The organism is Streptomyces pluripotens (genome assembly GCF_000802245.2).
GTDB lineage: Bacteria > Actinomycetota > Actinomycetes > Streptomycetales > Streptomycetaceae > Streptomyces > Streptomyces pluripotens.
In genome coordinates this window covers 6,144,621-6,155,645 of record NZ_CP021080.1, presented here as the reverse complement: position 1 = coordinate 6,155,645, position 11,025 = coordinate 6,144,621, and the positions used below count along the sequence as shown (strand labels likewise).

9 protein-coding genes and 1 pseudogene are annotated in these 11,025 nt (G+C 70.6%); 6 read left to right on the top strand and 4 right to left on the bottom strand.

The window, feature by feature from the left end:
- Positions 1 to 44: 44 nt before the first annotated feature.
- From LK06_RS27335 to LK06_RS27315, 4 genes are all read left to right on the top strand, one after another.
- On the top strand, positions 45 to 899 hold the full coding sequence (locus LK06_RS27335; protein WP_275673679.1) for a helix-turn-helix transcriptional regulator: 855 nt from the start codon (positions 45 to 47) through the stop codon (positions 897 to 899).
- A gap of 153 nt (positions 900 to 1,052) precedes the next feature.
- The gene (locus LK06_RS27330) at positions 1,053 to 3,905 is read left to right on the top strand and encodes an ATP-binding protein (RefSeq protein ID WP_043434778.1); all 2,853 of its coding nucleotides are present in this window, start codon (positions 1,053 to 1,055) and stop codon (positions 3,903 to 3,905) included.
- 189 nt (positions 3,906 to 4,094) lie between these two features.
- A complete protein-coding gene (locus LK06_RS27320; protein WP_039648365.1) occupies positions 4,095 to 4,883 on the top strand; it encodes a S1 family peptidase in 789 nt (262 codons plus the stop codon).
- Between the two features lie 294 nt (positions 4,884 to 5,177).
- Positions 5,178 to 6,317, top strand: coding sequence for a magnesium and cobalt transport protein CorA (locus tag LK06_RS27315; protein WP_039648367.1), 1,140 nt, complete (start codon positions 5,178 to 5,180; stop codon positions 6,315 to 6,317).
- Positions 6,318 to 6,402: 85 nt separating this feature from the next.
- Here the strand turns inward: LK06_RS27315 and LK06_RS27310 are convergent.
- Positions 6,403 to 6,689 (bottom strand): annotated as a pseudogene (locus LK06_RS27310) (ISL3 family transposase); the annotation flags it as partial.
- A 160-nt stretch (positions 6,690 to 6,849) separates the two neighbouring features.
- Here LK06_RS27310 and LK06_RS27305 point away from each other — a divergent pair.
- Together LK06_RS27305 and LK06_RS27300 are read left to right on the top strand one after the other, a co-directional pair.
- Positions 6,850 to 7,041, top strand: coding sequence for a hypothetical protein (locus LK06_RS27305; RefSeq protein ID WP_043407869.1), 192 nt, complete (start codon positions 6,850 to 6,852; stop codon positions 7,039 to 7,041).
- A gap of 376 nt (positions 7,042 to 7,417) precedes the next feature.
- Positions 7,418 to 7,840 carry an MBF2 family protein gene (locus LK06_RS27300; protein WP_039648370.1) on the top strand — a complete coding sequence of 141 codons (423 nt, stop codon included), beginning with the start codon at positions 7,418 to 7,420 and terminating at the stop codon, positions 7,838 to 7,840.
- A gap of 92 nt (positions 7,841 to 7,932) precedes the next feature.
- Here the strand turns inward: LK06_RS27300 and LK06_RS27295 are convergent, their stop codons facing one another.
- From LK06_RS27295 to LK06_RS27285, 3 genes are all read right to left on the bottom strand, one after another.
- The gene (locus LK06_RS27295) at positions 7,933 to 8,367 is read right to left on the bottom strand and encodes a hypothetical protein (protein WP_043434776.1); all 435 of its coding nucleotides are present in this window, start codon (positions 8,365 to 8,367) and stop codon (positions 7,933 to 7,935) included.
- Positions 8,368 to 8,908: 541 nt separating this feature from the next.
- Positions 8,909 to 9,640, bottom strand: a complete 732-nt coding sequence (locus LK06_RS27290) for an isocitrate lyase/PEP mutase family protein (protein ID WP_039648375.1) — start codon at positions 9,638 to 9,640, stop codon at positions 8,909 to 8,911.
- Positions 9,591 to 10,835: a 3-deoxy-7-phosphoheptulonate synthase gene (locus LK06_RS27285; protein WP_199806258.1), complete on the bottom strand. Its 1,245-nt coding sequence runs from the start codon at positions 10,833 to 10,835 to the stop codon at positions 9,591 to 9,593. Before LK06_RS27285 ends, LK06_RS27290 begins: the two co-directional genes overlap by 50 nt.
- Positions 10,836 to 11,025: the final 190 nt, after the last annotated feature.

Below are 11,025 nucleotides of genomic sequence, written 5' to 3'. Positions count from 1 at the left end.
TCGTCTAATCCGTGATGCAGGTCTCACTACCCCCGAACGGGGGTATGGGCGACCGAAGGGGCGAACAAGTGACGGCAAACGTGGCGGGGGCGGTGGAGATCGGCAGTGCGCTGGCCCGGCTGCGACGGGCGACCGGGCTCCCGGTCGCCTTCGGCGGGCTGGTCGAATCCGGACGGCCGCAGATCCGTATCAGCGAGCTCAGCGGCACCACCACCGCCGCCCTGCACTCGCTCGCGGTGAGCTCGGGCAACGGGCTGGGCGGCAAGGCGGTGGCGCTGGCCCGGCCGTGTGCGGTGATGGACTACCCCAGCTCCCGGCAGATCACCCACGAGTACGACGTACCCGTGGCTGCCGAGGGGATCCGCTCGGTGCTGGCCGTGCCGGTCGTCGTACGACGGCGGGTGCGCGGGGTGCTGTACGGCGCGTTGCGCTCGGCGCAGCCGCTCGGCGACCGCACCCTCGGCGCGGCGGTGGCGGCGGCCCGGGACGTCGAGCAGGCACTGGTGGTGCGGGACGAGGCGCGGGGTTTGCTGGCGGCAGGCCGTCCGGGACCCGCCGACGCGGCCAGGGTCACCGGCTGGGAGCAGGTGCGCGAGGCGCACGCTGCGCTGCGGGCGCTGGCGCCGCGGATCACCGATGCCCAGCTGCGAACGGAACTGCTGGCCGCATGCGGACTACTGGCCGCGCCGCGCCCGGACGGCGACGGCAGTCTGGCGCCGCGCGAAGTGGACGTGCTGTCCTGGGTCGCGGCGGGTGCCACCAACGCGACGGTGGCCGAGAGACTGGGGTTGCGCCCGGAGACGGTCAAGAGCTACCTGCGCTCGGCGATGCGGAAACTGGGCGCGCACACCCGGGGAGAGGCGGTGACCGCGGCCCGCAGGGCGGGGCTGCTGCCGTAGCGCCGAGGCGGTAAGGAAACCTGCCCGTCCGTGCAGCGATGCTTTGAATTTCCCTGTGCTTGACCGTTTGTTATTTCCCTCACCACGGCTTCCGTCCGAATTTCAAGGATCGTTGCCTAGAATTTGGCCCGAACACGACACACGAGGGGAGCGGTGACCGTGCGACGGGACTTCCAGGAGCCTGCCAGGTGCCGCCCCGACCTGGTCATCGGCCGACAGGAGCTGTTCGCGAGCGCCCGTGACCAACTCGCCTTGGGCGGGAGCGTGCTGCTGCACGGCCCCGCCGGAATAGGAAAATCCACCGTCCTGCGGGCATTGGCAGAGGAAAACGCCGCCAGCGCGCGAACGGTGTTGCGCTGTTCGGCAACGGAGTCCGAATCCCATCTGCCCTTCCTCGCCCTCGCCGACCTGCTCGGCCTGGTGCTCGACGAGGTCTCCCCCCGGCTGCCCGCAGCCCAGCGCACCGCCCTGGAGTCGGCGCTGACCGGCCGCGGCGAGTCCAGCCTGCAGCGTGACGGCCTCGCCCTGCGGCTGGCCGTGCTCTCCGCACTGCGCGCCCTGGCCACGCAGGGACCGGTGCTGGTCGTCGCGGACGATCTGCAGTGGCTGGATCCGGCCAGCTCCGAACTACTCGGCTTCGCCGCCCGGCGACTCGAAGGCACGCCGGTGCAGCTACTGTGCGCGGTGCGCACGGAAGGCCAGGAGAGCCAGGAGTACGACCGTCACCTGCGCGCCTGCCCGCCAGGCACCCTCGCCGTCCGGCTCGGCCCGCTCTCACGCGCCCAGGTCGCCCAGTTGCTCGACCACCGCGGCCACGGGGGTCTGCCCCGCTCCACGGTCCGCGAGATCCATCGCACCAGTGGCGGCAACCCCTTGTTCGCCCAGGAACTCGGCCGTGCCCTCGCCGAGAGCCCCACGCCGCCCCGGCCGGGCGAGCCGCTGCCCGTGCCCACCTCGCTGCGGGCACTGGTGCTCAGCCGGCTGGACATGCTGTCGGTCGAGGCCCGCCGCACCCTGTTGGTGGCCAGCGCCGGCGCCCGCCCCACCCCGGCGCTGCTGCACGAGGCCGGCCGGAGGAACGCCGAGGCCGAGTGCGCCCAAGCCGCCGAACTCGGGCTGCTGGCGACCGAGCCCGACGCACCGGCCGTACGGTTCGCGCACCCGCTGATTTCGGCCGCGCTGTACGCGGAGGCCCCCGTGCAGGAGCGCCGGGCCGCGCACGCGGCGCTGTCCACCGCCGCCTCCGACCCGATCGAGCGGGCCCGGCACCTGGCCCTCGCCACCACGGGCACCGACCTCGGGGTCGCCGCCCGACTCGCCGAAGCCGCATCCCTCGCCCGCGACCGCGGGGCGCCTTCGGTGGCGGCCCACCTGGGACTGCTCGCCGCCCGGCACACCCCGATCGACGGCGCACCGGGCCAGGAGGAGCGCCGGCTGGTGGCCGCCGAGGACGCGATCACCGCCGGCGAGGTGGACCTGGCCCGGGACATCGCCCGCGAGGTGCTGTCCCGGGCGAGCGTGCCCGCCGACCGGGTGCGGGCCTGGATGCTCGTCACCGACACCGCCGGCCACACCATGGCGGAGGTCGACGCCGTCTTCCCGCAGGCCCTCGCCGACGCCGGCGACGACCCCAGGCTGCTGGCCCTGGTCCACTACCAGCTGGCCTGGCGGGCACTGATCGTGGAGGGCGATTTCACCGAGGCCCGGGAAGCCGCCGCGCACGCCGCCGAACTGGCCGCACGCGGCAAGGACCGGCGCACTGAACTGCTCTCCCTGGCCTTCCAGGCGCAGACCGAGACCCTGATGGGCCATCCGGAGGCGCCCCGGACCATCAAACGCGCGCTGCAGGAACCCCAGGACCCGAAGGTGGCTTGGCATCACAACGGGGCGCGCAGCGCCCGGTTCCGCTGGCTGGTCATGAGCGACCAGCTGGTCGAGGCACGGACGACGGTCACCGCGCTGCTGCGTGAGGTACGCCGGCGCGGCTCGGTGGAGAGCGAGGTGCACTTCCTGCGCGGCCTGGCCGAGACCGAGCTGCGCGCCGGGCACTGCGGCCGGGCCCGGGAACTGGCCCGCGAGAGCCTGCGACTGGCCCGGGACTCGGGGATCGGCGAGACCGCCTCGGCGATGCTCACCTCACTCGCGGAGGCCTCCGGCGGTGATGTGGACCGGGCCCTGGCGCTCGCCCGGGAGGCGGTGGAGCACGCCGAGGGGGACGGCGACCAGATGTATCTCTCACGAGCCCTGGGCGCCCTCGGGTACGCCCAGTTGGTGGCCGGCGACCCGGCGGGCACCGTCCGCTCGCTGCGCCGGGTGCGCAGCCTGGAGCTGGGCCTTGGCATCACCGACCCGGCGCGCGGCCGCTGGCAGGGAGATCTCGCCGAGGCGCTGGTCCGGATCGGCGAACCGGTGGAGGCGCAGGACGTCATCGAGGTGAGCCGCGAGCACGCACTACGGCTCGGCCGGGAGAGCGTCCTCGCCGTCCTGGACCGCTCCGAGGCCCTGGTGCGTGCCGCCCAGGGGGACCTGGAGGCGGCCGTCGCCCAGTTGACATCCGCTCAGGACCGGCTGGGCAAGCTCGGCTACGGGCTGGAAGAGGCGCGGGCCGCCTTCTCGCTGGCCCGGCTGCGGGCCCGGCGCCCGAGGCTGGCGGGCACCGCGGGCACGGCCCGCGGCAACACCGCGGTCTTCGACGAGGCCACCCGGATGTTCCGCCGCTGCCGGGCGCTGCCCTGGCTGCGCCAGGTGGACGAGGCCCTCACCGCCGACGAGCCGGAGTCGACGCTCGCGGTACCGGACACCGTGGACGCGCTGGACGTGCTCGCCGCGATGGAGCGTCAGGTCGCCGCGCTGGTCATGGAGGGTTCCACCAACCGGGAGATCGCCGCGCGCCTGTTCATCAGCGTCAAGACCGTGGAAGCCACCCTGACCCGGGTCTACCGCAAGCTGGGAATCCGATCGCGTGTCGACATCGTCCGATTGGCGGCAGGTCGCCGCGCGAAGTGAGAACAGGGTTGGTTGACTGACCGGACCGAGGGTTTTCCCTCACCCCACCCCCTAGGGGGTTCCCTCATTGGGAGCCGAGGGTTCCGCGTCCTAGCGTAAGGGCCGTGCCGCTCGCCCGGGCACACGGGGTGGATCCCCCACCCCCGCCCCGGGCGACCCCCACCGGTGCAAACGCCACTCAGGAGACTCATGTTCGGGCTCAGACGCGCCAGACAGGCCGCCGCAGCGCTGGCGGTCACCGCCGCAGCGGCGACCACGCTGCTCGCCTCCCCCGCAGCGAGTGCCGCTCCGCAGCCCGTCGTCGGAGGTACCGCCACCACGACGACCGCCTACCCGTTCATGATGCAGATCACGGACGCTTCCGGAAACCAGTTCTGCGGTGGCACGCTGGTGGCCGCCAGCAAGGTGGTGACCGCTGCGCACTGCGTGGTCGGCGCGACCCCGCGCGGCGTCCGCGTGATCGGTGGCCAGACCTATCTGAACGGCACCGACGGCACGGTCGGCAGGGTGAGCGGGATCTGGGTCAACCCAGACTACACGGACGCCACCAACGGCGACGACGTGGCCGTGCTGACCCTGTCCGCGCCGATGCCGTACACCCCGGCGCCGTACGTCGCCTCCTCCCAGACAGCCGTGTACGCGGCTGGCACCACGGCCCGGGTCCTCGGCTGGGGCACCACCAGGGAGAACGGCAGCCCCTCCAACCAGCTGCGGACCGCGGCCGTGCCGATCGTGTCCGACTCCAGCTGCCGTACCTCCTACGGTTCGGACTTCGTCCAGTCCGACATGGTATGCGCCGGATACACCTCCGGCGGCGTAGACACCTGCCAGGGCGACAGCGGCGGTCCCCTGCTCATCGGGGGCGTCCTGGCAGGGATCACTTCATGGGGCGAGGGATGCGCGGAGGCGGGCCACCCGGGTGTCTACACCCGGCTGGCCGCCTTCTCGGACCTGGTGACCGCGCAGGTCGACTCGTGACCCGGAAGTCCTCCCGAGCACCCCTCGGGTAGATGCCAGGGGGGCGTTGCGAGCCACCACGAGCGGCCCGCAACGCCCCCCTCTCCACTACCGGACCGCTCGTCCGCGAGGGGAGCGGCGGCCACGCTGCCCCCGCCGCCATGACCGCACACCAGCCAGCCCCCTCGGACGCCTTCCTTCCGCGGCTCTCGGCCGACCTGGCGTCCGCTGCGGACGCCGCCCGCGGGGGCTGCGGATATCCTGCTCGTACGCCCGCTGGGTGATCACCGTCCGCAGGCTCGACGGAGGCAGCCGATGTCCGACCGACCGGGTGGCAGGAACGGCGGCCGCAGGTCCGTCTGGCGCCGCGCCCTCACCCCGCCCCAGCCCGCCGCCGAACCACCCGCACCCGGTCCGGCGGAGAGCGCCGTACCGCCGAGCATCGTCCAGGCGGCGCTGTACCGCGATGGCGTCCGCGTCTCCTCCCCCGCCACCCTCGCCGAGACCTACCGGGAGCTGCGTGAGCGGGCCCCCGGCATGGCGTGGATCGGCCTCGCCCGTCCCACCGGAGCACAGCTGCAGTCACTGGCGACCGAGTTCGATCTGCACCCACTGGCGGTCGAGGACGCGATGGAGGCGCACCAGCGGCCCAAGCTGGAGCGGTACGGCGACACCCTGTTCGTCGTGCTGCGCGCCGCCCGCTACCTCGACGCGCCGGAGGAGGTGGACTTCGGCGAGTTGCACGTGTTCGTGGGCCCTGACTTCGTCATCACGGTCCGGCACGGCGCCGCTCCCGATCTCTCGGCGGTTCGCCACCGAATGGAGGGCACCCCCGAGTTGCTGAAACTCGGCCCGGAGGCGGTGCTGTACGCGATCCTCGACGCGGTAGTGGACGGGTACGCCCCGGTGGTCTCCGGGGTGCAGAACGACATCGACGAGATCGAGACCGAGGTTTTCCGCGGCGACCCCGAGGTCTCCCGCCGCATCTACGAACTCTCCCGGGAAATGGTCGAGTTCCAGCGTGCCACCCGCCCGCTCGTCGGCATGCTGCACGGCCTGATGGCCGGTTTCGACAAGTACGAGACAGACGAGGAACTCCAGCGCTACCTCCGTGACGTGGCGGACCACGTGACGCACATCAGCGAACGCGTGGACAGCTTCCGCCAGGCCCTCACCGAGATCCTCACGGTCAACGCGACGTTGGTCACCCAGCAGCAGAACGCGGAGATGCGGGCACTGGCGGAGGCAGGCTTCGAACAGAACGAGGAAATCAAGAAGATCTCCTCGTGGGCGGCCATTCTCTTCGCTCCGACGTTGGTGGGGACGATCTACGGCATGAACTTCTCGCACATGCCGGAGTTGCACTGGGTGTTCGGATACCCCTTCGCGATCGTGCTGATGGCAGTGGTCTGTGCCAGTCTGTACATCATCTTCAAGCGGCGGGACTGGCTGTAGTCGACGCACCAACCCCCATGGCCTCCTTCGCATCGCGAACCATGCGGAAGGTCCATTTCGAGGCCCTGGGGAGAACTGGGGATGGCGCCGGCCTTCGCGCGCGCGGGCTTCCAGACCTCGGCATTGAAGATGTCAGCGCGGATGTGCGGTATTGAGGGACGCGGAGCATCCGCTTGGGCCAGTCGGCCCGCGCGTAGCGTTTGACGGTGTTCAGGGTCAGCTGCAGTCGGCGGGCGCATCGAGCAGGCCCACGCCCTTCTCGGGCAGGTTGTGGACCTGGTGCCAGCGTTCCAGGGTCGTCTGCGCGCGGGGACCGTCGTGGATGGGCACGTCCAAGACCCGAAAACACCATCTGCACAAACTCGTTGACTTCCTTCGCTCGAAGGTCAACGACCCTCACGACTCTCCGTCGCTACCGAATGTGAGTCAGGGCCCAACTGGAAGGACAGCCTGCGGCAATCGGCCACCAAGGTCCTGGAGGCACCGCGACGAGCCGCGGCACTTCTCGGCGGCCCAGCACGCCCTCGACACCGTGCCCGGTGCCGGGGATCTGCTTCACGCACGCATCGACATGATCCGGGACCAGGCCGGGGAGCCTCGCATCGTCGAGGTCGAACTCATCGAACCCTTCCTCTATTTGCAGTACGACGACAAGGCTGCGGAGCGCCTGGCGCACGCCGTGAACAGCCTTCTCACCCGGCCCACAACTGACCGACCTCTGTAGCTGCACTCGGCGAGGGGGCGCAGCTCAGGGCCGGCCCGACAGGGTCCGGTCGTTCGCTCATGACTGTTTGAAACGTGCAGGCCGGAGTGGGCTTGATCCGCTTTGACGGACAGCGGAGAGCAGGGGCTTCGGTCCCGGAAGGATGATGTCCATCATGGAGAGCATGGGAAGCGGCCGGTCATGACGCCGTGGCGCTGCAGAGCGCGACATACAGCGTCGATCTCCGAGTCGGCTGGGTGACGGTCTTGCCCACGTCGCTGTGTATGGTTACGGCACATCCGCGCTGTCACGTGGCGTGAGGGTTCGGTTACGTAACCGTCGCTGTTGGCTGTAGCCTCCGTGCGATCTTGCTGTGATCACGAGGAGGAAGCATCTGATGCGAGGCATTCGTACCAGCCTGCCGATCGTTGCGGCTGCGGCAGTCCTGGCCGCCGTCGGCATGACCCCCGCCACGGCCGCTGCGGCCCCGCCTGCCGCCAGGGTCACGGCCCAGGCGGAGGGAACAACCGTGTACGAGGAGGGCCAACCGGGGGGCCTTCTGTTCTACCGCGGGAACCTGGGCTCCAATTCCCCATGGCAACCCAGCCCGCAGTCCAAGACGGTGAGGTACCCAGCCATCGGTGAGTACCTCACCCCCATCGGCTACCTCAAGATCATCGACAATCTGGACAGCGGCTACAGCACGGCCACCATCAAGGCCGGCGGCGTCGGGTCCAACTACGTGGAGATCGAGTACGACGCCCCTGCTTTCAGAGGCTACGACTACAACGTGGAAATCCGCGGAGTCAAGCTGCTCTGAGCTCAATTGAGTGGCTGTTGTCTTCCCGGGCTTGGGGGCAGTGTTTCCGCTGTTCAGGCATAAGGGCGACCGTTGCGGGGAGTGATGGCGTGTCATGTCGCCGCCCCGTGGAGGTCGGGTATGTCGTGAGGAAAAATGATCACTCGGCCAAACCCGTCTTCCCGGTGCGGCACCTGCGTTCGTGCTCCAGGCGGATCACGCTGCTTGCGCCGCGGGCGGGCCAAGCAGCACCGTCCGCAGTCCGGCGCTTCGCCGCCGGCCATCTCGGCCAGCAGCATCAGCAGCCAGTCGCGCTTGTACCGGGCATGGACTACGGCGTGCGTGGGGAAGGGGACCGCCTCGACCGTGGCGGGATAGACCGAGCCTTGGTGCAGGACGTTGCCGAAGAGTTCATACAGCGCTTCGTCGACCGCTTCGGGATCGTCTGAGTACAGTGCGCGCACTGGCTGCGGCACGTCTGCAGCACCGCCGTAGGCGTGGGTGAGCGAGGCCCAGTCCACCGCGCCCAGGTCCTCGGGTGATCTCATGCGCGCGACCCTACCCACCGTCACCGACAAGGGGCCGACTCGCTCGGTCCACTGGAGGAGATCCAGGAGTCGACGGGTTCCTGCCGTTCTCGTACGGCGCAGGGGACGGCCGTCCCATCAGGGGCCGTCGGGCTTGGTCTGCGCGCGAGCCGTGCCGATGCACTGGGCTTGACCAGCCGGCCCCTCCCGGACGACGGGGTGGTCGTCGACGGATAGGACCGGTGAACGTGCCGGGCCGGTGTCCGGCAGGACACCGCGGCCCTGGGTCGATGACGTCCCACTGGGTGGTCTGGAAGCTCTCTTGGCTCTTTCCCAGCCGCGCCTCGGGAGGAGCGGCTGGGAAGGTTCGCCGTGCTCCTGCCGCTCGGCGTTTCCCAGGCCAGGCAGCGAAGTACCCCCGGATTAGCAGGTCACGTTCGCCCAACCAGCCACGCGCCGGGCGGCATCGCCCGGCAGGCCGACGATTCCCCCCGAGGACAACCGAGGCGTCGGCCAGGCGAAGAGTCAGGCCCCCGGGCGGTGCCATGGTCAGTCCTCACCATCAGGTGAGGTCGCTCGCCAGGTCCAGCACAGTGCTCGCCGCGCGCCGGTGCAGGGTGTGGCCGAAGGTGACCCGCGCGACCCCCAAGGTGCCGAGTTCGGCGGAGGTCGGGCCGTCCGGGAGTCGCAGGGCGTTCACCGGGCGGTCGACGCAGCTCACGATGTCGGGCAGGCACTCGGTCGGGGCGAGGATCGGGTACACGCAGTCGACCCCTGCTTCTGCGTAGAGTCGGGCGCGCTTGACCGCCGACTCCACCGAGCCGTCCCCGTGGAGGAAGGTGTCGATGCGGGCGTTGAGGACGATGCGGTCGCCGGCCGCCACGCTGACCTCGGCGAGCCAGTCGGCATGCCGGAGCGGGTCCTTGACTTCACCGCTGGCCGCTACCGAGTCCTCCAGGTTGCAACCGACCACACCAGCCTCCAGCAACCGGTCGACGATCTCCCGGGGGGAGAGGCCGTAACCGTCCTCGATGTCCGCTGTCACGGGCACGTCCACCGCCCGGGTGATGCGGGCGATGGCGGCGAACATCTCGTCAACCGGGGTGTGGCCGCCGTCCTCGTACCCGAGAACGGCGGCCACCGCGGCGCTGGAGGTGGCGAGTACGGTGTGCCCAGCCCCGGCGAACACCCGGGCGCTGAAGGCGTCCCACACATTCGGGATGATCAGTGGCGAAGCGGGTTCCTCACGCTCGTGCATACGGCGAAAGGACTCGGCGGGGGTGAGGCTCCGCATGGTGCTCTCTCCTGTTGATCCGATGGGTGGCGTAGAGACCGGCCAGTTCCCGGGCCAGGTCCAGGGACTGGGCGCGGTTCAACCGGGGGTCACAGGTGGTCTCGTAGCGGGTGGGCAGGTGGGAGGGGGTGACTTCGTAGACGCCCCCCAGGCACTCGGTGACGTGCTCTCCGGTCAACTCGATGTGCACGCCTCCGGCGTGCGTGCCGAGTGTCCGGTGTACCTCGAAGAAGCCGCGGACCTCATCCACGATGTCGTTGAGGTGGCGGGTTTTGAAGCCGTCCTGGGCGCTGAAGGTGTTGCCGTGCATGGGGTCACAGATCCAGATGGCGGGCGACCCCTGGGCCGTCACTTTGGCCACCAGGTCAGGGAGCACCTCGCGCACGGCTCCGGCCCCCATCCTGCTGACGAAGGTCAGGCGGCCCGGCTCCCGGTCAGGATCCAGCCGCTCGATCAGGGCGATCAGATCATCAGGGGTCGTGCTGGGCCCCACCTTGACTGCCACCGGGTTGCGGATGTGCGCCGCGTAGTCGACATGTGCCCCGTCGAGTTGGCGGGTCCGCTCGCCCACCCACACAGTGTGGGCGGACAGGTTGTAGATGCCCTGCGGGATGACGCGGGTGAGCGCGCACTCGTACTCCAGCACCAGCGCCTCGTGGCTGGTCCAGAACTCGGTGCGGTGGTGCGCCGAGAACGCCCGCAGCAGGTTCAGGGTGGTGGCTGAGGTCTGGTAGGCGCGGCCGAGTCGACGCGGTTCGGGAGTCCGGGATTCTGGCGTGAAACCGACGCCGTTGACGAGGTCGCCCCGATAGGAGGGAAGGGTGATGCCGTCCCGGGTCTCGTGCGCGCTGGAGCGCGGCTTGGCGTACTGGCCGGCCATGCGCCCGATGGTGACGACCGGCAGGGCAGCACCCTCACCGATGACCGCGGCCATCTGGTTGATGGTGCGGAACTTGGCGGACACCTGGTCCTGTGAGACCCCGTCGAAGGTCTCGGCGCAGTCACCGCCCTGGAGCAGGACAGCGGCGCCACGGGCGACGGCGGCCAGGCGCTCGCGCAGGCTGTCGATCTCCTGGGGGAGCACGAGTCCCGGGGCCGCAGCAAGGCCGGCCACTGCCTCGGCGAGGGCCTCGGGGTCGGGCCAGTCGGGCTGCTGGGCGGCCCTCAGCCCGGGGGCGGGGAAGCAGTGCGGCAGCGAGGTGCGCCGAGGCGGCGCCGGACCGAAGCCGTCAGGAGCGATGGGGTGGGCCCCGGGGGCGGGTGCGCCGTGGAGCCGGTCCCCCTGGGGGTGGGCGTCGTGGGGGTGGGTGTCATGGGGGTGGGTCGTCACCGGGCCGGCCGGCTGGGGTGCGTGGGGATCGGCGTCGATGGGGAGCTCGGAGAGC